At 43.1% G+C, this 23,473-nt stretch carries 19 protein-coding genes; 11 read left to right on the top strand and 8 right to left on the bottom strand.

Features of this window, described 5'->3' with window-relative positions:
• Positions 1–176 precede the first annotated feature (176 nt).
• The 3 genes from I5907_RS04180 to I5907_RS04170 all read right to left on the bottom strand — a co-directional run bounded on the left by I5907_RS04180 (position 177) and on the right by I5907_RS04170 (position 4,785).
• Positions 177–1,808, bottom strand: a complete 1,632-nt coding sequence (locus I5907_RS04180) for an amidohydrolase (RefSeq protein WP_196989470.1) — start codon at positions 1,806–1,808, stop codon at positions 177–179.
• A 17-nt stretch (positions 1,809–1,825) separates the two neighbouring features.
• Complete coding sequence (locus I5907_RS04175; protein ID WP_196989469.1) at positions 1,826–2,374, bottom strand: CopD family protein; 549 nt, start codon at positions 2,372–2,374, stop codon at positions 1,826–1,828.
• An 80-nt stretch (positions 2,375–2,454) separates the two neighbouring features.
• Positions 2,455–4,785, bottom strand: coding sequence for an efflux RND transporter permease subunit (locus tag I5907_RS04170; RefSeq protein WP_196989468.1), 2,331 nt, complete (start codon positions 4,783–4,785; stop codon positions 2,455–2,457).
• Between the two features lie 664 nt (positions 4,786–5,449).
• On the opposite strand from I5907_RS04170, the gene I5907_RS04165 reads away from it, so the two are divergent.
• The gene (locus tag I5907_RS04165) at positions 5,450–6,667 is read left to right on the top strand and encodes a DegT/DnrJ/EryC1/StrS family aminotransferase (protein WP_196989467.1); all 1,218 of its coding nucleotides are present in this window, start codon (positions 5,450–5,452) and stop codon (positions 6,665–6,667) included.
• A gap of 71 nt (positions 6,668–6,738) precedes the next feature.
• Here the strand turns inward: I5907_RS04165 and I5907_RS04160 are convergent, their stop codons facing one another.
• Together I5907_RS04160 and I5907_RS04155 are read right to left on the bottom strand one after the other, a co-directional pair.
• On the bottom strand, positions 6,739–8,772 hold the full coding sequence (locus I5907_RS04160) for an N-acetylmuramoyl-L-alanine amidase (RefSeq protein WP_196989466.1): 2,034 nt from the start codon (positions 8,770–8,772) through the stop codon (positions 6,739–6,741).
• 1 nt (position 8,773) lies between these two features.
• Complete coding sequence (locus I5907_RS04155; protein ID WP_196989465.1) at positions 8,774–9,130, bottom strand: BlaI/MecI/CopY family transcriptional regulator; 357 nt, start codon at positions 9,128–9,130, stop codon at positions 8,774–8,776.
• Positions 9,131–9,636: 506 nt separating this feature from the next.
• Between I5907_RS04155 and I5907_RS04150 the strand changes: the two genes are divergently transcribed.
• Complete coding sequence (locus I5907_RS04150; protein WP_196989464.1) at positions 9,637–10,323, top strand: cell division ATP-binding protein FtsE; 687 nt, start codon at positions 9,637–9,639, stop codon at positions 10,321–10,323.
• Between the two features lie 27 nt (positions 10,324–10,350).
• Here I5907_RS04150 and I5907_RS04145 read toward each other — a convergent pair whose 3' ends face one another.
• Together I5907_RS04145 and I5907_RS04140 are read right to left on the bottom strand one after the other, a co-directional pair.
• Positions 10,351–11,487 (bottom strand): glycosyltransferase, encoded by a 1,137-nt coding sequence (locus tag I5907_RS04145; protein ID WP_196989463.1) that lies wholly within the window; start codon positions 11,485–11,487, stop codon positions 10,351–10,353.
• 46 nt (positions 11,488–11,533) lie between these two features.
• Complete coding sequence (locus I5907_RS04140) at positions 11,534–12,616, bottom strand: glycosyltransferase (RefSeq protein WP_231401958.1); 1,083 nt, start codon at positions 12,614–12,616, stop codon at positions 11,534–11,536.
• Positions 12,617–12,751: 135 nt separating this feature from the next.
• On the opposite strand from I5907_RS04140, the gene I5907_RS04135 reads away from it, so the two are divergent.
• From I5907_RS04135 to I5907_RS04120, 4 genes are all read left to right on the top strand, one after another.
• Positions 12,752–13,693 (top strand): formylglycine-generating enzyme family protein, encoded by a 942-nt coding sequence (locus I5907_RS04135; RefSeq protein ID WP_196989462.1) that lies wholly within the window; start codon positions 12,752–12,754, stop codon positions 13,691–13,693.
• A gap of 125 nt (positions 13,694–13,818) precedes the next feature.
• A complete protein-coding gene (locus tag I5907_RS04130) occupies positions 13,819–15,156 on the top strand; it encodes a Gfo/Idh/MocA family protein (RefSeq protein ID WP_196989461.1) in 1,338 nt (445 codons plus the stop codon).
• 1,211 nt (positions 15,157–16,367) lie between these two features.
• Positions 16,368–17,027: a phosphoadenylyl-sulfate reductase gene (locus I5907_RS04125; protein WP_196989460.1), complete on the top strand. Its 660-nt coding sequence runs from the start codon at positions 16,368–16,370 to the stop codon at positions 17,025–17,027.
• Positions 17,028–17,032: 5 nt separating this feature from the next.
• On the top strand, positions 17,033–17,980 hold the full coding sequence (locus I5907_RS04120; RefSeq protein WP_196989459.1) for an NAD-dependent epimerase/dehydratase family protein: 948 nt from the start codon (positions 17,033–17,035) through the stop codon (positions 17,978–17,980).
• A gap of 136 nt (positions 17,981–18,116) precedes the next feature.
• Here I5907_RS04120 and I5907_RS04115 read toward each other — a convergent pair whose 3' ends face one another.
• Complete coding sequence (locus I5907_RS04115) at positions 18,117–18,350, bottom strand: YodC family protein (protein ID WP_196989458.1); 234 nt, start codon at positions 18,348–18,350, stop codon at positions 18,117–18,119.
• Between the two features lie 163 nt (positions 18,351–18,513).
• On the opposite strand from I5907_RS04115, the gene I5907_RS04110 reads away from it, so the two are divergent.
• The 5 genes from I5907_RS04110 to I5907_RS04090 all read left to right on the top strand — a co-directional run bounded on the left by I5907_RS04110 (position 18,514) and on the right by I5907_RS04090 (position 23,468).
• Positions 18,514–18,876 carry a hypothetical protein gene (locus tag I5907_RS04110; protein ID WP_196989457.1) on the top strand — a complete coding sequence of 121 codons (363 nt, stop codon included), beginning with the start codon at positions 18,514–18,516 and terminating at the stop codon, positions 18,874–18,876.
• 82 nt (positions 18,877–18,958) lie between these two features.
• Complete coding sequence (locus I5907_RS04105) at positions 18,959–19,504, top strand: hypothetical protein (protein ID WP_196989456.1); 546 nt, start codon at positions 18,959–18,961, stop codon at positions 19,502–19,504.
• 135 nt (positions 19,505–19,639) lie between these two features.
• Positions 19,640–20,965 carry a vanadium-dependent haloperoxidase gene (locus tag I5907_RS04100; protein WP_196989455.1) on the top strand — a complete coding sequence of 442 codons (1,326 nt, stop codon included), beginning with the start codon at positions 19,640–19,642 and terminating at the stop codon, positions 20,963–20,965.
• Between the two features lie 314 nt (positions 20,966–21,279).
• Entirely contained in the window at positions 21,280–22,383 is a 1,104-nt protein-coding gene (locus tag I5907_RS04095) for a porin family protein (RefSeq protein ID WP_196989454.1), read from the top strand.
• Between the two features lie 116 nt (positions 22,384–22,499).
• A complete protein-coding gene (locus I5907_RS04090) occupies positions 22,500–23,468 on the top strand; it encodes a hypothetical protein (RefSeq protein WP_196989453.1) in 969 nt (322 codons plus the stop codon).
• The last annotated feature ends 5 nt before the right edge of the window (positions 23,469–23,473 follow it).

The following is a 23,473-nucleotide window of genomic DNA, read 5'->3' as shown; positions in this document are numbered from 1 at the left end:
GCGGCTATTTTACCAACAGCTTCATAAAACTGCGCCTCCCATCGGGCTAACACTATATGAAAAAAAATTCTTTACGAAGCCGGCATACCGGAACGCTGGTGCCGCCATAAAAACGGAACGCACAAGTGAGTGACACAACAGGCGATGCCACCTGCCCAAATGCCCGTTACAAAAAATTATTTACCAAAAACTTTTTTACCTGCGGCATATGTTGCCACTACTTTTGTTTGCAGCACTTCCTGCTCATTTACTTTCATGAGGTCTTTATCGAGAATAATGAAGTCTGCTACTTTACCTGCTTCAATACTGCCGGTTTCCTGTTCGAGGAAATCGGCCTTAGCTGCCCAAATGGTCATGCCGCGGATGGCTTCTTGCCTGGTAAGCGCATTATCCATCTGGAAGCCGCCGGCAGGAAAGCTTTTGGCATCTTTTCTGAACACTGCAGCCAGAAAGGTTTTAAACGGGCTGATGTCTTCTACCGGGAAATCTGTGCCCAGTGGCAGCCAGCCATTTTGCTGTAATAACTGTTTGAGGGCATAACCGCCCTTTAATCTTTCTGTGCCCGTTCTTTCTGCGGCCCAATACATATCGCTGGTGGCATGTGTTGGCTGTACCGAAGGGATAACCGAAGCGCTGCCAAACAGGTTGAAATCATTTTGATTTACGATCTGCGCATGTTCGATACGCCAGCGTTTATCATTCTTTCCTTTTAAGTATTTGTTGTAGATGTTGAGTATGGCACGGTTGGCGCTATCGCCTATGGCGTGCGTGCACATCTGGAAATCTGTGTTTGCCAGCATGGCGGCAACAGAATCGTAATGTGCCGGTGTATTTAGCAAAAAGCCATACCAGCCCGGCTTGTCAGTATATGGTTGCAACATGCATGCGCCGCGACTGCCGAGCGCGCCATCTGCATACACTTTAAAACCTCTTATGTAAAGTTTGTCTGTTTTATATGGGCCTTTGGCCAGGTACTGTGCATAGTTTGCAGGATCATCGCTTAGCATAATGTACAAACGCATATCCAGTTTGCCGGCTTTTTGTAAAGTGTCAATTATTTCAGCGGCACGGTAGCTAAGACCGCAGTCGGTAATAGTTGTAAGGCCCTGCTCAAAGCAATTTTTTTGCGCAGCCGTTAGCCAGCTTTCAAACTGCGCCTGCGATGGGTAAGGCACTTTTGAAGCAACGGCTTCTACGGCGTTGTCTATTAATATACCTGTTAGTTTTCCATTCTTTGTTTCAAATGTTCCGCCCGTAACTGTTTGCCCCGGCCTTACGCCGGCAAGCTCTAACGCCTTTGCATTGGCGATAGAGGCATGGCCATCTATACGCTCCAGCAATACCGGTTTATCTGGGAAGTATTTGTTTAATGAATCATTTGAAGGGAAGGCCTTGCCGGGAAATTTATTCTGGTCCCAGCCACGGCCACGGATCCACGGTACACCCGGGTTGTCTGCTGCAAATTTTTTTACCCGGGCTATTACTTCATCAAAACTGCGTGCATCGTAAAGGTTTACTGAAAACAAAGATTCTCCGTAACCCACAAAATGTGCGTGTGCATCTATAAAGCCGGGATAAACAGCTTTGCCACCGGCATCAACTATGTTGGGTGATGAATATTTGTCCAGTATTGCCTTTTCAGATCCTGTTGCCACGATCTTGCCATCTTTAACGGCAAATGCGGCCGCCGTTGAGAAGGTGCTATCAACGGTATATACAACAGCATTGTGCACCACAAGATCAACAGTTGTCTTAGAAGAGCAGGAGACCACCAATACCGCCAGTATAATTACCAGTATTTTATACATACAATAATGTGTTTTATTTATTTTTTTGAACGGATGATCTTGTAGATCCTGATGGCACTCATCAATACTATGATAAAACCCGTTAAACCACCAAGCGACCAAAGAAAACTGTCTGACTGCTTTACTACAGCGAGCGTTACAATGGCAACAAGGAATATGGTGGCAACCTCATTCCATATACGAAGCTGCTGCGAAGTATATTTATAAATACCCCGTATTTCCTGTTTAAAAATAGCATGCAGGGAGAAATGGTAAGCATAGAGAAAGACTACAAAGACCAGCTTGATAAGCAGCCATTTTCCTTCCGGTTGCAGTAAAATATTTTGCCAGCCGTTGTAAAACATCACTGTTGGTCCAAAAACCAAAGTGAGTATGGCAGATGGCCATGTAATGCCATACCAGAGGCGCTTCATCATAACAGCAAACTGGCTACGCAGTATGTTACATTCCGCCGGCGGTTTTTCCCCGGCTTCTGTTGCGTAAATAAAAAGACGTGGTATATAAAACATTCCTGCAAACCAGGTTACCACAAAAATGATGTGTAATGCCTTCAGGTATTCATACATAAAACAAATGTACTTGTTTGAGCGAAACCAGTATACTACTGTAAAACAGTGGCTTTAAAAAGACTTTTTATTGTTAGCTGCTACCTGGGCTTTTTTGTTTTAACAAGTGAGTGGATCAACACGGGCAGCAATACCAGGTTGGTTATTGTGCCTGCGAGCAGCGTTAAAGATGTTAACCAGCCCAATGCTTTTGTGCCGCCAAACTCACTGATGCAAAAAATAATAAAACCGGCTATCAGCACGAGTGATGTGTAAATGATACTGATACCGGTATGGCGAATAGTTTGGATCAATGTTTCTTTTACATTGTAGTTGTAGTGTAGCAGTTCCTGTTTGTAGTTTACAAGAAACCGTATGGTTACGTCTATTACAATGCCAAGGGCTACGCTGAATATTAATACGGTAGAAGGTTTTAGCGCAATACCCGTCCAGCCCATTACACCCGCAGTAATTACCAGCGGTACCAGGTTAGGTATTAACGAACAAAGCAAAATTCTTGCAGACCTGAAAAGGTAAAGCATACACAATGCAATAAGCAGGAAGGCCCACATAATACTTTCTTTTAAGCCATTGATGATAAAGCTTGTGCCCTCGAGAAATGTAACACTGGTACCTGTAAATGTTACTTTGTATTTTGAGGTATCAAACGTTGCCTTGGCAACAGAGTCAAATTCTTTTAATAACACCGGCAGCCTTGCACTGCCAATATCTTTCATGTTTACACTTATACGGGCGGTTTGTTTATTACTGTCAATAAAACTGCGCAGCATATTATTCATGCCACCTTTAGCTGTGGCAGTATCTTTCTTGTCCTGCTTCAGGTATTTGCCCATTAGCGGCATATCAAACTCTGTAGGCGTGGTGTAGTTTACACTGTCACCGTCATAATAAGCCTGCTTGGCAAATTTTAGTCCTTCCACAAAAGATAAAGGTCTTGATGTCTCGGGCCTGTCTGCAATGTATTGCGAAAATTCGTTGATCTTTTCTATCGGCTCCAGTGATCTCAGTAAGCCATTCTTCTTGTTGGCCTCCACGGTAATTTCTAATGGCATAATACCATCAAAGTTTTGCTCAAACCATTTAAGGTCTGTATAAACCGCATCATTCTTAGGCAGGTCATCAACTATAAAGCCTTCGCTTTTTAGTTTGGTTATACCAATAACAGAAAATACCAGCACAACACCTGTTACGGCATAAATGGCCTTTGCATGGTTAAATGTCCAGTGCTCAATTTTTACCAGTATTTTTTCGAGTACTTTATTGTCGAGGTATTTTACATGCTTGGCTTTTGGTGCCGGTAAAAAGCTTAACACAGCGGGAATAAAAATGAGTGAGATAATGAACAACATCATAATGTTGATGCCTGATACAATACCAAATTCCTTCAGCAGCGCACTTTCTGTTAAAGCAAATACGGCAAAGCCAATGGCAGCGGCAATGTTACAAAACAATGTAACCACACCCATTCTCCCTACCATCGTTACCAGCGCTTTTTCTTTGTCGTTGGTATCTTTGTAAGAAGTATGGTATTTGTTTAGAAAGTAAATACAATTGGGTACGCCAATTACAACGATCAATGGTGGAATCAAAGCTGTTAGTAATGTAATCTTAAAATCAAACAGCACCATTGTGCCCATGCTCCACACAACACCCATAATTACCACAAACAAACTCATCAGCATAGCACTGAATGAGCGGAAGAAGATGAGCAGCGTAATAGCAGACAATACCAGCGAGCCAATCAAAAACCAATACATTTCTTTTTGAATTCTGTCTGCAACATTGGTTCTTATAAAAGGCAGGCCACTTAAATGCACGGTAAGTTTGGTAGCGCTTTCAAACTTTTTTACCTGCGTGGTGATGTTGTTGATCAGCCTTGTTCTTGATTTACTGTTGGCCGTATCCTTATTTAGCCGTACCGCCATAAGCGACGCATTCGTGCTGCCGTTGTACAGCTTACCATTGTAGAAAGGGTAATTTAAAAACACATTTTTGTCGCTGTCAAGTAATGGCTGGTTACTGTATGGCGCATGAAATATTTTTTTGAAAGACAGCTTCTCGGTGGAGTCTTCTTTTACAAGCGTGGCAATATCCGGTATGCCCATTATGTCTTCTACGCCGGCAACAGTCTTCAGGTCCTGCTGCAGCTGGTGTAGTGCATTAAACACAGCAGGTGTGTACAGTTCATCGGTTTCCATTCCCAGCACCATTGTATTGCCATCATCGCCAAACTTTTGTTTAAAAGCCATGTAATCCTTGTACTTCGGGTTATCTACAGGTATGGCTTTTGCAAAATCGTAACCCATTTGTATGTGGCTTGCCTGGTAACCCATATACACGGTAGCGGCAAGCAAAATAACCAGTAATAACAATCTGTACTTCAGAATAAACTGCCCGAGTTTGTACCACATGCGCAATAAATATTGTTAAACGGTTGCAAAGAAACAGATTAATGCCTGTAATCAACTTATTTAATTGGTTAAGATTTTTGGTGTGCCGGCTGTAAAACCAATGGCATCGCCTGTTGTGTCACTCACTTGTACGTTCCGTTTTTTATGGCAGCTACAGCGATCCGTTTGTGTGGCATCATGTACCAATAAACAACGCTTGCCTGTCATTTGCAGCACACGTTTTACAGTGTAATTTCCGGCAACACAAATGCATAAAGGTTTATTCAACACAAAATGGAGATGTGCATTACGGAACATGATTTTTAGGCGTGCACATGTAAACTTCATTCGTTGCTGTCTGAGACCTGTAAGAACACGGCGGTGGCTATCAACTGACAGCGCAGTAACAACCTCATAATATAGAAAAGACCGCAGGAAATGCAGTTGCAGAAAAACATTGCAACTTCGAACCGTGCTGCATAAAGATATACTGCACAAGAGTGCGACGCAACGGACGATGCCAAAAGTACCGCTGCCGGAAAACAACTGTTCAAACACATTGAGCAGCGCTCAATGTAAATGGCTTATATAAAAAGATGCCGCTGCTTACACATAGCAACGCATTAACAAACAGTTTTTCTACCTTCGCAGGAGTAAACACAAACAATCACTCTAAATTTTTTATATGCCAGGTTTTGAATTTTTTGGCGATGAAGAAAGAAAAGAATTGAATGATGTACTGGAAACAGGCATTCTTATGCGCTACGGATTTGACGGGCCCCGCAAAGGCCACTGGAAAGCAAAAGAGCTTGAAACCGCCATTACAGAAACATTTGGTTGTGCGCATGCACAGTTGTTAAGCAGCGGAACCGCGGCGCTTACAACCGCTATGACTGCTTTGGGTGTAGGGTATGGAGACGAAGTGATTATGCCATCGTTTACGTTTGTGGCAAGTTTTGAGGCTGTACTGAGCGTAGGCGCCGTGCCTGTACTGGTGGATGTTGATGAAACACTTACACTTAACCCGGCGGCAGTAAGAAAAGCTATTACTGCCAGCACAAAATGCATTATGCCGGTACATATGTGCGGCAGTATGGCAGACCTTGATGCATTGCAGGAAATATGTAAAGAACACCAGCTTATTCTGCTCGAAGATGCCTGCCAGAGTATTGGTGGCACATACAAAGGAAAAGCGCTGGGCACCATTGGCGACGCCGGTACTTTCTCTTTCGACTTCGTAAAGACTATTACCTGTGGAGAAGGCGGCGTTGTGATGACCAACAACAAAGACGTTTATACAAAATGCGATGGCTATACAGATCATGGTCACGACCATCTGGGTGCAGACCGTGGTGCAGACCTGCACCCGTTTATCGGTTACAATTACCGCATCAGTGAATTACATGCTGCGGTCGGTCTGGCACAAATAAGAAAGCTGCCAAAGTTTTTAGAAATTCAGCAACGCAACCACGGGGTATTAAAAGCTGCGTTACAAACAATTCCGGAAATATCTTTTCGTATAGTGCCGGATGAAAGCGGCGACAGCCGCACTTTCTTAAGCTGGTTTTTGCCAACAGAAGAACTAACCAGGGCTGCCGTTGCAGAAATGAAAGCGCAGGGTATACTGGCAGGTAATTTTTACTGGTTCGACAATAACTGGCATTACATACGCAAATGGGATCACCTGAAAAATGCTGCAGCGTTGAATAAGCTTAACCCATTGCAGGAAGCAGCATTGCTAAAACTGCAAACGCAGGATTTCTCAGCCAGCGATGCTGTAATGAGCCGCTGCGTTTCTACTGCAATCAGTCTTACCTGGACGGAAGAGCAGCTACAGGAAAAAGCAACGAAGATGGCCACAGCTATAAAGAAAGCTTTGAGCAATGCTGCCGTTGGTGTGTAACAATAAACGGCCTTCAGGGCAATAAAAAATGGCCGGCGAACCCGCCGGCCATTTTTTAATTGTATGTTTTGCTATTGGGCAGAATCTTTTGTTATTACAGGTGGTGCAAAGAAGGTAGCTTTTCCTTCTCCGTCTTTGTCGTCTTTGTTTTTACTGGTTACTTCTATGGCGCCGTTTTTTCCCTTATCACCATATTTTTTTATGGCAGCTTCACCCTTTAAAACGTTTAATGAAAGAATGTCGTTGCGTTCAATGGCCACCTGCAGCTCGGCAGATTCAACAATCTTGCCGTCGATAATATAAACAGGAGCGTCTTTGCCAGGTGTGTTTATAAATACAGATGAGTTTTCGTCGTCTGCCCTGGTAGTAACCACCACGGCGCCGGATTTACCCTTTACGTAGTATTTGCTGTTTTCCCATGTTGCTCCCTTCAGCACGTTTACCGATTTAATTTCTGTAAGCTTACCAACCGTTTCTTTAGTACTTTTTTTGCCGTCTACAATGTACACAACGTTGGCAGGCACGTTTACAATTGTAACCTTCTCCACTTTTGGCTTGTTTGTATCTGCAACTGCCGCGCTTGTTTGCATTTGCACATCTGCGGGTGAAATGTGTTGCTCTTCATTGTTGGCATAAGCGGCAATACCTTCCAGTATTTTACGTGCAAGGGTTTCTACCTGTGCATCATCTTTTAAAATGCCAAGGTCTTTTTTATCGGTAAGGTAACCGCATTCTATTAATGCTGCGGGCACGTTGGTTGCCTGTAGTACCCATATACCTACCGGGCGCTGTAACAATGTTTGCGGCGCTGTAAAGTTACCGGCCAGTTGCTGCAACAGCGCAGAGCCCAGTATTTTACTTTTATCCAGTTGTCGGTTATCATTATTTTTTGCTACGATTACCTCTACACCCGAACGGGCAGGTTGTTCTTTTGTAGCCGCATTTGCATGAATGGAGATGAACGCCCCCGCATGCTGGCTGTTTGCAAAATCGGCCTTTTGTTTTGGTGTCATATATACGTCTGCCGTTCTCGTCATTATTACTTCTATACCATACGCTGCGGCTAGTGTTTGTATTTTTTTAGCAACGGTAAGGTTAATATCTTTTTCTTTTGTGCCATCTGTAGCCAGTGCGCCATTGTCTTCCCCGCCGTGGCCAGCGTCTATTACCACCTTAAAATTTTCTTTATTGTCTACTTTAATGACCGGTGTTTCATCATTGTCTTTATGCAGCCTGAATGCAAATAAAAGCACGGTGCACGCCAGCAGTGGCAATACCATAATGCGGCGCAGGTAGCTGAATCCTGGTTCTTTCGAGGTGGTAAGCATAAGTAATCTTCTTTTTATTGGTGAGTAGAAAAAAGGTTGTGCAGGATCAAAATTGAACTTACCATAATGCGCATGCAGCAACATTTCTGCAAAAGCGGCTGCATCACTGTCTGTAACAGATTTGTCATCTGCAATAAACTCGTGTACGAGGTATAACTCTTTCTGGTAAAGCCTGTACAGCGGGTTGGCCCATAGCACTGCCGCCACTATTTGCAGGAAAATCCTGTCGAGCGTATGTTTCTCTTTAATATGGGTAAGTTCGTGTTGCAGTATCAGCCGGCCTGTATTTTCTTCGAGCGAAATATCATTTCTCCAGAAAACATTTTTCAAAAAAGAGAATGGCGCCTGCCGCAGATCGGTATTTACAAAATCAAACTCCTGCATGTTTGTTACAGGATATTTTTGCTTGGTTTTATATATGGCTACTATTCTTGCTGCAAGCATCAGCAGCAAAACGCCGGTTACAGCAAAAGTTATCATCAGCAGTACCTGCTGCCAGTTAATGGCAGCGCCGGAAGATGTAGCAATTGCTGATTCTCCGCCGGCGGCATACATTACATCAAACACTTTTATAGCTCTATCACTGTTACTGGAAACGGTAAAAAGAGCAAGGTTGATGAACGGCAGCGTAATACTCAGCAGCACCGATGCAAGCAGGTAAAACCGGTTATAATAATGCAGCTTTTTGTTGCGCAATGCAAGCCAGTAATAAAGCAGCAGCAATGCGGAGATAATAATTGTTTTAAGCAGGTAAACAGCCAGTGTTTGCAATAGCATATTACTTCTTTTTTAATTGTTGTAACAATAGTTCCAGGTCTTCCACACTTAATTTGTTTTCTTCTACCAGGAATGAAACAGCTTTCGTAAACGAGCCACCGAAGTAGCCTTTTACAACCGTGCTCAGCGAGTTTTTTGAGTACGCGTCTTTAGAGATAAGTGGCTCGTACTGGTTCATTCGTCCATAGATCTCGGTATCTACAAATTTTTTCTCAATCAGAATTTTGAGCAGTGTGGCTACTGTATTGGAATGCGGTTTAGGATTAGGCATTGCTTCTACAATGTCTTTTAAAAATCCTTTTTCAATTTTCCATAAGGCCTGCATTACCTGTTCTTCTGCCCTTGTTAATGTTTTCATGTTGTAAATATTTTATGACCCGGCTGTTGTACCTGTATTGAGCTTTTGTTGCGTCGCACTCTTGTACTGCAGTAGTGCATGCAACACTTCCGGGTGCACCTTCCTGCAATTTCTTTGCGCCGGGTTTACCGGTGAATGTAATCTAAAAATCTTTCAACTAAATTCTTAGTCAAACATAAAACTAAAAATTTAGTTGTACAACTATTTCTTTAGTTAAACATATGTAAATAAGTTTTGGCCTTTTAAAAAAAGCTGAGTCAAAGCAGTTCTTTTGCAATGCTGACTATATTTGTAACAACCGGCAGGCTTAAAACATACAGGCCAAATAATAAATGCTGTTGCTTTTTGGTTTTAAATGCTGCGCCGGTAGTATAAAAGTGCCCACCAGCGGTTTACAGTTGAAGAGTGCGACGCAACGGCAGTTTAATAGCAGCAATGCAGCAGGGCTCCAAAAAAATTGTATTGCTTGGCAGCGATCTGTAATTTTACAAAAGAAAGTTTTTATTATGTCTGATGCAGTAGTAAGCGTAAGAAATGTAAATATTTACCAGGGCAGTAACCTGATTTTGCAGGATGTGAATTTTAGTGTGAACAGGGGCGAGTTTGTTTACCTTGTTGGAAAAACAGGCACAGGAAAGAGCAGTCTTTTAAAAACTTTGTACGGGGAACTTACACTGAAAGAAGGTGAGGCAACAGTTGCGGGTTTTAACCTGAAGGATATGACGTGGAAGAAAGTGCCTTTTCTGCGCAGGAACCTTGGCGTGGTGTTCCAGGATTTCCAGTTGCTTACAGACAGGAATGTACATGAGAACCTTCGCTTTGTGTTGAAAGCTACCGGCTGGAAAGACGAAAAGCTGATCGAAGAAAAAATAAATGATGTGCTGGATAAGGTGGGGCTGAAGAGTAAAGGATTTAAAATGCCTTTTGAAATGAGTGGTGGAGAACAGCAGCGTGTAGACATTGCCAGGGCATTGCTCAATTCTCCCAAACTAATACTTGCCGATGAACCTACCGGCAACCTCGACCCTGAAACCAGCGATGAAATTATGCAATTGCTTATTGCGATAAGCAGGGATTACGGTACAGCCGTTATTATGGCAACGCACGATTTCATTGTGATCAGTAAATATCCGTCCCGCATTTTAAAAACCGAACGCGGCCAGGTATTTGACAGTGCCGTAACAGAAGTTTAAGGCCGGGAAATTGCAGCTGTCTGCTGCTTATGCATATACCTCCCAGATCCATTTTACCATTTGCCTGGCAGAAGCTTCGTTGTTGAAATGATCATGCAAAAATATTTTTCGCGTGGCAATTTCTTCTTGTGTAAAAGGCTCATGAAATAATTGCTCTATACGTTCCCGAAAAACTTCAGGCGTTTCTGTTACGTGGCACAAACTGCCCAGTGTTGTACCGCTAACCATTGCACTGTTTACAAGGCAGTGGCGGCCGTTATATAATGCATTGAGCAATTTTATTTTTATGCCCGTATCATTAAAACATGGCAGCACATGAATGTGCGCTTTGGCAATCATATCCTGCATTTCTTTTTCAGATGGATTTGCAACAATACATGCATTTTCATTTTCATGAACGAGGTCTTCCAGGGCTTTTGAAGGGTTTTTGCCGGTAATAACAATCGGCAGATCACTGTTTGCAAAAATCTTTTCAACCAGCCACCGGGCTGCATAATCATTGGCAGCAACACTCAGGTCTCCATGATACAAACAATATGCACCCATACCTTGTTGCGTGTGCACCTGCCACGGTGGTAAAAAGAGTGGCAGGTAATCCATCGTTTTGCAATGGAGCTGGTTACGATAATATTCTGCATCTTTTTCTGTAACAGACCAAAAAGCCGTGGCATGATCTACAAGTGTCTGCTCGTAATTTTTCAGCAGGCGGCTTTCCCACAGGTAGTAAAACTTCCTGAAAGGTTGTGTGCTGCATTTATACAGTTGATTATAGTAGTCATGTTCCACATTATGGATGCGTACAAATTTTCTGCGCTTATCAAAACGCCTGTCCAAAGTAAGCGCGGTACAATGTACTCCTTCCATAAAAATGGGGTGGTTGTCTTTCAGCAGCCGTTCAAAAAGGTGTTCATTTTTTCTGCCTGCCACTATATAGGGTAGGTTTACAGCAAACCCTTTATGCCCGGTGTTGCGTTTGTAATAAAAGACTTCCTCGCAATACCGGTTTAGCTCCTCCTGCTCGGGTCTTCCATTGGTAAAACAATGCAGGTGAATTTTTACGCCCTGTGCCTGCAACGCAGGCAGTTTGTAAAAAAGATCGTACACGCCGCCATAGTTTGCAGGATATGGAACATCGAGACTTATAATATGTAAGTGCTTATCCAATTTAGTGCTTGTTTTTTACCAGCCGGGTTGCCATGATCACCTGTGGCTAAAGTTGTTTATAAAAAGAAAGCAGTTTTTTTTCTTCCTGCTGCCAGTTGAGTTGTTCTCTTGCTATAACACAATTTTTCTTTAACTGTTCATACAGGGATGAATCATCCAGCAATTTGTTCAAGGCTGCCGCAATGGTACGTTCATCTGTATCATCAATCATCAGGGCAACCTGGTAAATGTCGTTGATGGCCTTGTATTCGGGATAATTTACACACACCTGTGGCACGCCCGCCATTATGTAATCGAAGAAACGATTGCTTAAGGAATAATATTGGTTAAGGCCTGTTTTTTCAAACAAGGTTAACCCTGCAAAGGCGCGTTGTGTAATATTTTTTAGTGCGGAAGGCAGGATAAAACCGGCCAGCTCAATTTTATTGGCGAGGCCGTATGTGTCAATCAGCTGTTTCGTTTGTTCAAAGAAGTTGCCTTTGCCGCAAATTTTTAGCGGGGCATTTACCCGTTGCATGGCGGGTATCAATGTCTCAAAACTTCTGCCTTCATTTACTGCACCCTGGTAGAGTATAAATTTTTCGTCACCCGCCTGATGTTGCAAAGTGTATAATGCGGGCAGGTTCCTGATAATGCCGTAGTCAACATTATAACGCCGCTTTAGTTCTTCTTTTATAAAAATGTTGACGGTATAACCATTCCTGAACTTTGGAACAGCAAATTGCTCAATGAATAACCAGCAGCGGTGTATGAAAGGCCTGGTAACAATTTCCTTTTGCTCGGTAAACAGTTCATGGGCATCATACACGCGGCTTTTGCCTTTCAAAACAGCGGCAAAATAGTTAGGCAGAATAGTATCAAGGTCTACTGCGTAGTAGATATCTGCGCTTTTGAACAGGAGGTAAAAGAAAAGCCGCACATTATAAATAAAGTAAAATGCAATACCTGTTTGGAACAAAGGATTAAGGCGTTTCTGTTTAAAGGGTTGTAATGCCAATTTCGGCGAACCTGCCATGGTTCTGCCAACAAGGGTTACATCATAGCCGTTTTGCACCAGCGAAGTGCAGATTCTTTGCATTCGCTGATCGTAGCTGAGGTCATTGGTAACGGTGCAGATGATCTTTTTCAATGAAAAATATTGCGGCAAAATAACGAGAGTTATACAACAATCCGGCAGAAATGCAGGGATGGTAGAATATTAGCAGATCGTATCTTTTTAAAACCCTGCTGAATTTTTAAAACAATTTCTTTGTATGTTCGGTACATGAAACGTATTGCGTTGTTTTTATGTTCATTACCTCTTTTTGTGCAATCGTATGCACAGGATGATTTTAAAGCCTACACGACCACCATTCCAAATTCTGCTGTTACATTCAAAATGCTCCCCATACCGGCAGGCACATTCCTGATGGGCAGCAGCGAAAAGGAAAGACACCACCAGCCAAACGAAGGTCCGCAGCAAAAAATAACCATTGGTGCGTTCTGGATGGGCGAACATGAAGTGACTTATGATGAATTCCTCCTGTTTTTCAATGACGCAAATACCAGTGTAAATAATATGGTTGATGCCGTAACAAGACCAACGCCACAATACATAGATCTTAGCTGGGGTATGGGAAAAGCAGGCGGGTTCCCCGTAAACAGTATGCAGCAGAAAACAGCCATGATGTACTGCAGATGGTTGTATAAACAAACAGGCCAGTTTTACAGGTTGCCAACAGAAGCCGAGTGGGAATATGCCTGCAGGGCTGGTACCAGCACCGAATTCTATTGGGGAGATGACAGCACCAGGATAGATGAATATGCCTGGTACGATGGTAACAGCCCATACAAGTATCAGCCGGTTATGCAGAAAAAGCCCAATGCGTGGGGCTTGTACGATATGCTGGGCAATGTAAGTGAGTGGGTACTCGATCAGTATGATGAAAATTATTACGCTACTGTTTCGGCAAAACCGAATGATCCCGTAATACCTCCGGCAACAACCTACCCTAAAACGGTAAGGGGCGGCGGGTATAACGACCCTTTGTCAATGATCCGCTGCGCATCGAGGAACAAGTCTGACGTAAGCTGGAACAGGAAAGACCCGCAGGTGCCAAAAAGTAAATGGTGGCTTACAGATGCAAAATCAGTCGGTTTCAGAATTGTGCGCCCGGTAAAACAGCCAACCCCCGAAGAGGCAGAGGCATTTTACAAACAGTATTGATCAGATGCTTAACCACGTTAAAAGACCGTATTCGTGTGAGTAGTATGGCAAACTTATCTATCATCATAAACAACCATTCTCAACATGCCCCGAGCCATCTAGCAAAGGGTACAAATTCTAACGATATGAGCAAAAGAAACAGCGCCAGCAGGCGCAACTTTGTAAAACAAACGTCGCTTATTGCAGGCGGGTTAATTACTGCGCCGATACTGTCAAGAGCCAATTTCTTTTCCGGCTCTGCAGATGTTATTAAAGTGGCACTCATAGGCTGTGGCGGTCGCGGCACAGGTGCGGCCATGCAGGCTATGCTTAGCAAGCAAAATGTAAAGCTGGTGGCTATGGCAGATGCTTTTCGCGACAGGCTCGATGATTGTTACAAAACACTTACAGCAGACGATCTTTCAGATATGACGGGTACCGCAGGCAATATCAAAAACAAGATCGATGTGCCTGAAGAAAGAAAGTTTACAGGCTTTGATGCTTACCAGAAAGCTATTCCACTGGCAGATGTGGTAATACTTACCACACCTCCGGGTTTTCGCCCCATACATTTTGAAGAAGCGGTGAAACAAAACAAACACATCTTCATGGAAAAACCGGTAGCTACCACGCCGGAAGGCATACGCAAAGTGCTGGAAAATGCTGCCATTGCCAAACAAAAGAAACTGAATGTGGTAGTTGGCCTGCAGCGCCATTATCAAAACTCATACAGGGAAATGTTTAGCCGCAAAGACATGATCGGCGATATAACCTCCGCGCAGGCATGGTGGAACAACGACGGCGTATGGGTGAAGCAACGCCAGCCCAACCAAACCGAAATGGAATACCAGATGCGCAACTGGTACTACTTTGTATGGCTTTGCGGAGACCATATCTGCGAGCAGCATATACACAACATCGATGTGATCAACTGGTTCAAAGGTGGCTATCCTGTAAAAGCCCAGGGCATGGGTGGCAGACAGGTAAGAAAAGGTAAAGAATATGGCGAAATCTTCGACCACCATTATGTGGAATATACGTATGCCGATGGCTCTGTGCTCAACAGCCAGTGCCGGCATATTCCGGGTACCATGAGTAAGGTAGATGAATACCTGGTAGGTACCAAAGGCAGCATCAAGTGCGGCGCCGGCACCATACTCGATCATAAGGGCAAGGCCATTTACCAGTACGATATGGAAAAGGAAAACAATCCATACCAGTCTGAGCACGATGAGCTTTTTGCTGCCATTGCCAAAGGCGAGTATAAATTTGCAGATGCTGAAAACGGTGCCAAAAGCACCATGACTGCCATACTGGGCAGAATGGCAACCTACAGTGGCCAGGTGGTAGAGTGGGATAAAGCAATGAACGTAAACATGAACCTGCATCCCGATACCTATACATGGGATTCGCTGCCTAAGGCAGTACCAGGCCCTGACGGTTTTTACGCCATTGCCACGCCCGGTGTTACCAAATACGTATAATGTGTTAGTTCGTAATAAAGCCCGCAATTTTTTGCGGGTTTTTTGTTTTTATACCTGTCGTTATGCGTAGGCTGCTAATGATGACGCCGGCAGCATTGCTACTATCAGCACCTGTTGTGTCACTCACTTGTACGGCTGGTTCTTCAGTCAGCAAGAGTGCGGTTTTGCTGTGTTTCAATAAATAGTTTTTGTGTGCGCTACAAACATCGTTTATTTCATGCAGTGATTGGTTTCTGCGAAGTTGTTTTACTGTTCTTTTTCTTTTGAAAGACAAAGAACAATAAAGTTCAATCAAGAAAAGATATACAGCCCTTTTCTTGCGTTCGCATTGATTAGGCTTTTGTACCACTGTGGCTTCAGCAATAGTAGTTGCATCAGCACGATGATGAATAGCAGTTACCTTAATTGAAATTTTTCTCTGACATCTCTCGTCTCACGATTCACCATTCACCATTCACGATTCACCATTCACGATTCACCATTCACGATTACGCTGCAGTTGCAGATAGGTTCATTTAATAATAGTTGTTTCCTGTTCTTTTGTCTTGACACAAAAGAACCAAAAAGTCAAGCAAGAAAAGATATACAGCCCTTTTCTTGCGTTCGCATTGATTAGGCTTTTGTACTACTGTGGCTTCAGCAATGGTAGTTGCATCAGCACGATGATGAATAGCAGTTACCTTAATTGAAATTGTTCTTTGACATCTCTCGTCTCACGTCTCACGATTCACCATTCACCATTCACGATTACGCTGCAGTTGCAGATAGGTTCATTTAATCATAGTTGTTTCCTGTTCTTTTGTCTTGACACAAAAGAACCAAAAAGTCAAGCAAGAAAAGATATACAGCCCTTTTCTTGCGTTCGCATTGATTAGGCTTTTGTACCACTGTGGCTTCAGCAATGGTAGTTGTATCAGCACGATGATGAATAGCAGTTACCTTAATTGAAATTTTTCTTTGACATCTCTCGTCTCACGTCTCACGATTCACCATTCACCATTCACCATTCACCATTCACCATTCACCATTCACCATTCACGTCTACAACCCGGAGCAGCCGCTTGATGCAATACAGTACAAGAGTGCGACGCAACAGCAGCCAAATGCATATTCAACAGCCAGGCCCAAAAAATTTTCGTAAAAGGAAATAAAATCAATTCCCCACAATTTTGGTAGACTATTAACTGTTGCCACCTTATCTTTGCCTTCTTATGAAATTTGAAGAGATCAAAGAGCGGCTGGAAAGTTACAAGGAACAAGGGCTGAAAATTTTTACCACGTCTTCGTTTCAAACACACAGTATGGTGCTGCTGCACATGATCAGCCGCATCGATAAAAGCATACCGGTCTATTTTATTCATACCGGCTACCACTTTCCGGAAACATTGCAGTACAGGGACCAGATTACAGAACAGTTTGGGCTAAACCTGAAAAATGTTTTTTCAACAACAGCAAAGATCAACCAGCGTGATGTGAGTGGCAAACTCCTTTTTGCAAGTGACCCCGACTATTGTTGCTACCTGAACAAAGTTGCCCCGCTGGAACCCATACTCGCCGAGCATGACATATGGATAAATGGTGTGCGGGCAGACCAGAGCGATACGCGTAAAAGTTTTGCGGTGGAGCAAAAGGCCAAATTTGGTGTTACGCGCTTTCACCCCATGCTCGACTGGAATGGTAAAATGATCTACCAATACATCAATGAATACAATATTCCACGTAACCCGCTGGAAGAAAAAGGCTATTTCAGTATAGGGTGCGAACCCTGTACACGCAAATTTGACCTTGATGCAGCAGATGGCCGCGGCGGCCGCTGGTTTGGCCTCAAAAAAACCGAATGTGGATTGAATACTGAACTTGTTACAAAATAATTTTCATGCGCATCTTAATTACTGGTGGTGCCGGTTATATAGGCACAGAACTCGTATACGCACTTGCAAAGAACAACGCTATAGAGAGTATTACAGTTTATGATAATCTTAGCCGTGGCAACTTTAACCTGTTCCTCGGTAAGCCCGTTAACAGTGAAAAAGTTAAGTTTGTAAACGGCGAATTGCTGGACAGCCGCAACATAAGAAAGGTACTGAAAGACATTGATGTGGTATACCATCTTGCTGCTAAAGTAACCACACCTTTTGCAAATCTTGACGGGCATATATTTGAGCAGGTTAACCATTGGGGCACCGCAGAACTTATTTACGCGCTGGAAGAGTTTCCGGTAAAACAATTTGTTTTTGTAAGCTCTACGGCTGTATACGGCAGTACTACCGCACCTGCAACAGAACTTACCGAACCAAGGCCAGACAGTTTTTATTCTATTTCCAAGCACCGGGCAGAGCAGCACGTACAACGCCTGTATAACAAGATGAATACACATATCATTCGTCTTGGCAACGTGTATGGCTACAGTAAATCGATGCGGTTCGATGCTGCTATTAACCGTATTATGTTTGATGCGCATTATAGCGGGAGAATAACCATTAATGGTACCGGCAATCAACACCGGTCTTTTATTCATATTGATAAGGTGACAAGCGTACTGGCACAGTTGCTGGAGGTATCTATACCAAGCGGCCTGTACAACCTTACCGATAAGACGCTGAGTATACTGGACATAAGTGAAGCATTGCAAACGATTTACCCTGACCTGGAATCGTTTTTCATTAATCAGAATTATGCCGGGCATGATCTGCAGGTAGAGCGTAATTCAAACCTGCTTCCATACATTCAGCTTACGGAAAGCAGCCTGGAAAATGAGCTGCGTGCTTTTAAGGAGCAGTTCTCATTTAATATTGGTGGTGCCGGAGACGTGTACGTAATTTAACAGCCTGCAACCAACTGGAGTATTATAGGTTACGGCGGGCTTTTGATGCAGCAATGATTATAGAACAACATAGCTGGTAAAACAACGGGTAGCAAATTTGCTACCCGTTGTTTATTCAATATTCAAACAGTTATTATTATTCGTAATTCGCAAAATGCAATACATCATAATGGGGTGCAAGCAGTTCCAGGAATTCTTTTGAGAAAATGGCTTTTTGCAGGCGCCTGTTATCAAACCATACACATTCGTATCTTTCTTTTTGCGCTATTTCTGCATGTTCAGAAGGAAGAGAAGCCATGCCTTTGATCATCATGGTAAGGTTGCTCAGTTTAAGCTTAACGGCATCGCCGGGTTTAAAAAAGTAGTTCATAGCATTTTGGTTTTTCTGATTGGATAATAGTTATCTAACGCAATTATTTTTTTGTAAGTATGATTAAACCTTAGAAAATACTTATAAAAAAAACTTTAATACTTACCACTGCTGGTTTTATTTTCAACGGAGAATTATTACCTTTCTTCAAAACCCTTTTCTTATGCCTAAAGCCCTTTTTATTATATGCTGCTTGTTCCTGGGTGCTCATACCTATGCACAACAAAAAATTGACATTACAGAGATCAGTCAACACACCGGCGATAGCGTTACAGTTTGCGCAAAAGTGTTTGGTGGCATATTCCTATCAGCTGCAAAAAATCAACCCACATTTCTTAATGTCGGGGCTGCCTACCCACATCAACCATTAACTGTAGTAATCTGGAACAATACAAGAAAGCTCTTCAGCTATAAGCCGGAGGAACAATTTAAAGGCAAAACAGTTTGCGTTACCGGTAAGGTTGAACTGTTTAATAATAAACCACAGATCGTGGTGCAAAAGCCGGAACAGCTGGAAGCGCAATAAACGTTAACCGCTCGTATTACAACCTGCTTAAAATCAGCGGAAAAAAATGCGCATTTTTGAAAAAAACGTATATTGTGCCACTTTGAAAAAGCTGGCTGCCATACTACTTCTTGCAATATTTGCATTCAACACTGTTGGTTACAGGCTGTTTTTCAATATGCTGGAATCTACTACAGATGCAGCTTTTACCGCTCAGCTCGATCATGGGAACTACGATAGCAAAGACCTTGTAGAGGTTAAAGTACCTATCAATATGCCATACCAGGTAGCTACCCCTGCCTTCGAACGGGTAGATGGTGAAATAAACGTGAACGGCCAGGTATATAAATATGTAATGCGCAAAGTGCAGGCTGATACCATGACCTTACTCTGTTTGCCGCACTACGAAAAAACGGCCTTACAAAACAAGGCAACTGAATTTGCCGGCAAAGTGAATGATCTGCCGACAAACGATACCAACAAAAAAGCTGAAGCATTCAAAATGCTTACAGCAGATTTCGATATTACAGAAAACCTGTCCCTGGCAGGTCTTCAAACCTCACAAGCAGTTTCTAACCTATACAGAAACGCCGGATTGTCCCGCACATTTATTCCTGAAAATGGTCAGCCACCGGAAGTGTTTTGCTAAATAAATTTCATCCGGTTGGTTTAAACAGTTGTGAACTATTAATATAGTACCGGTAATGGAGTGCAGCGCTATCATACTGCACGTTTAATAAAGGAAAATCAGCAGCCACAACTGTAATGTTCTATTTTTTTAGTAATGAAAGGATTTTTGTTCGCTGCTCTTGCAGCTTTGCTTCTACTATGCTCATGTGGCGATGATAACGCTTACATCAAAGAAATGCACGACCCGCTTTTGTACAATAAGACTGTAAAAAAGCTAAACGACATTGTGCTGGAAAACAACTTCCCGCCAATGATTGCAGCCCGCAATTATGCTTATGCCAACATTGCGGCCTATGAGGTTATTGCAGCCGGTGACAGTAATTATGTTTCCCTCAGCGGGCAGATTAAACACCTGCCACCAATGCCGCAACCTTCAAAAGAAGCAAAGATCGACTTTGAATTTGCTGCATTACTTGCATTTTGCAAGGTGGGCAATGCCGTTACTTTTCCGGAAGGAAGTATGGACGAATATGTGAGTGATCTTAAGAAAAAAGCAGATGATGCGGGAATGCCTTCAGCTATTTTTGATTCCAGCGTGGCCTATGGCAACAAGGTTGCAGACAGCATTTTAAGCTGGAGCAAAAAAGACAAGTATGCACAAACGCGCTCTGCCACCAAGTTTACTGTAACAACTGAAGACGGCCGTTGGGTACCTACACCACCCATGTATGCACAGGCTGTAGAACCTCATTGGATGGAGATCAGAACACTGGTTATGGATTCTGCTTCGCAGTTCATGCCCGTTCGCCCTCCCAAATACGAGCCAATGAATAAATCGAGCGTGTTCTATGGCGCGGTAATGCATGTAAAAAATACAGTTGACAGTTTAACAGATGAGCAAAGACACATAGCAGATTTCTGGGACGATAATCCTTTCAAACTAAATGTAAGCGGCCACGTAATGTACGGCACTAAAAAATTCTCTCCTGCCGGCCACTGGATGAATATTGTTGGCATTCTCGCCAGCAAAAAGAAAGCAGATTTTGATGAAACAGTTTGTGCGTATACCAGGGCATCCATTGCACTGTTCGAAGGTTTTATAAGCTGCTGGGACGAAAAGTACCGCAGTAATTATATACGCCCCGAGACCGTAATAAACAAGTATTACGATCCTGAGTGGAGGCCCTATATACAAACACCGCCTTTCCCCGAGTACACAAGTGGCCACGCAGTAATTTCTGCAGCCGCAGCGGAAACAATGACAGACATGTTTGGAGACAACCTTTCCTATACAGATACATCAGAAACAGAGTTTGGTATACCCCCACGCTCATTTCCTTCCGTTCGCAAAGCTGCTGAAGAAGCAGGCCAGTCAAGGGTTTTTGGCGGCATACACTACAAGTATTCGTGCGATGTTGGCAATGCTGAAGGTAAACTTATCGGCCAGCTCGTTATACAACGGCTGCGTATGAAAAAATAACTTCAGTAACAGCAGGCGGTTTCACTTACAGGCAAACGTCCCAACGCCGCATGTATTTGATACAACCCGCTGCGGTTTATTACTGTGCCATTTTTGTAACCAGCAGCGGTCTTTCATGGCATCGCCTGTTGTGTCACTCACTTGTACTGTAAAGCATATGGCAACAGTGAAACAGCCACCTGCGCACAACGCATCATCTCATCAACGCTTTTCTTTTATATGAAAAAGCAATTTATCTGCACGTATCAAAGCATTGACTAAAGCAAACACCAATTTTTTTTGATCCAAAAGGAGCAAACAACCAAACTAAAAGTATGAAACAGCTTATATATTCCCTGTCTGTTATAGTGTGTCTCTTTGTAGTATCTCAAAATGCCAGGGCACAGGGTTGCGTTGCCATCAGAGGCAATGGCGCCACCTGTGCTTTACAACATCCTGATTCAATACCAACATCCAAGTGGACATTTGGTACAAACTACCGTTACTTTAAATCATTCAGGCACTACAAAGGAAAAGATGAGCAATACGAGCGCCTGGAGCAGCATACAGAAGTAATTAATTACAGCACAGCCGTAGATCTCACACTCGTACGCAATCTCAGCAGCAGGTGGTCTGTAATGGTAGATGTACCTATACTTTCCAATGCACGCTCTTCTTTGTACGAGCATGGGCTGGTAAATGGTGCATACATCAAAAAGGAAAGACATACCATGCATTCTTACGGCCTGGGAGACATTCGTGTAGCAGCATACCGCTGGATGCTCGACCCGGCTAAAAGTAAAAAATTCAATTTCCAGCTGGGTTTGGGAATTAAGTTTGCGTCAGGCCAATACGATTACGAGGACTATTGGTACAACGTAGGCCCGGACACAACAAAACAGCTACGCACCGTAGACCAGTCAATACAACTGGGCGATGGCGGCACAGGCATAACGTTCGAACTAAACACCTTCTATAATATTGCAAAGAACCTGAACGTTTACGGCAACTTTTATTATTTGTCAAACCCAAGAGAGCACAATGGTGTAAGAACATACCGCGAAACGCTTTCACCTTCTTTGTACAACGAAGACATCATGAGTGTTCCCGACCAGTACATGGCGAGATTTGGTTTCAACTACATGCTTAAAGGCCTGCAGGTTGGCGCCGGTTTACGCTGGGAAGGTATACCCGTAAATGACCTTATTGGCGGCAGCGGCTACTTTCGCAGACCCGGTTACGTTATGTCTGTAGACCCGGCAGTAAGCTACAGTTTTAAAAAAGTAAATGTATATGCTGCAGTGCCGGTAGCACTGGTGCGCAACAGAACACAAAGTGTAACAGACAAAGAGTATTCAGAAAAGTTTGGCACATTTAAACAGGGCGATGCAGCCTTCGCTGATTACACGATCAATGTAGGTGTGGCGTTTAAATTCTGATCGCTATCGCCCAATAAGGATATGAACGCACAAGAGTGCGACGCAACAAAAGCCCCATGCCTGGCAAATGCCGGGCCCAAAATAAAAACTATAACCATCTACTAAAACGACGCTTTATGAGAATCTCAAAACTTGCAAAACAATACCTTACAGGAGTGTTATTGTTTATGCTTTTACAATCACAAACAGCAACGGCACAAACAGATGCCGATGCAATCATGATGGCTAAAAACAACCTGTGTATTGGCCCCATGTACATGCACAGCAGTTGGAAAAATTACTGGGAAGGAACATTTAAAAGAGATAACCAGAACCTGGGAACGGTGTCTACGCAAATGTTTAGTGTAATGGGTAATTACGGTATTAGTAACAAGCTTAATTTTTTGTTTAATGTACCTTATGTAAAAACGAAAGCAACGTTGGGCACACTGCGCGGCGCAGAAGGTATACAAGACCTCTCGCTTTGGTTAAAATGGATGCCGCTGGAGAAAAAAGTTGGTAAAAATACCACGTATGCAGTCTATGGAATTGGTGGTTTCAGCACACCGCTGTCTAACTACCAGGGCGATTACCTGCCGCTTGCATTGGGATTGAGCAGCACCAATTTTACCGGCAGATTACTGGCAGATATACAGCATGGCGATTTCTTTGCTACTGCATCAGGGTCTTATATAAAAAGAAGTAACATTACCATTAACAGGGATGCCTATTATACAACCACCATGCATTATACCAATAAGGTTGATATGCCGGATGTGGTGGCTGCACAATTCCGCACAGGTTACAGAACAGAACGCTGGATTGCAGAAGCGTTGTTTGATTACAACAACACGCTGGGTGGCTTTGATATAAGAAAGAACGATATGCCTTTTCCAAGTAATAATATGGATATGATTGCTGCAGGCCTCAATTTTAAATACACTTTTAAAAATGTTCGCGGCTTATCGCTTACGGGCGGTGGTACGTATGTTTTGCATGGCAGAAATGTAGGCCAGAGCACCATGTTTAACGGTGGTGTATTTTATATTTTACGTACGGGCAAAACAACCGGCGCAGTGCATACCTGTAAACTGTGTGGTAAATAATTACA

Origin of the sequence: Panacibacter microcysteis, assembly GCF_015831355.1 — a bacterium.
GTDB classification, from domain to species: Bacteria; Bacteroidota; Bacteroidia; order Chitinophagales; family Chitinophagaceae; genus Panacibacter; species Panacibacter microcysteis.
Note: the sequence above shows the minus strand (reverse complement) of the source record. Positions and strands in the feature narration are given on the sequence as shown.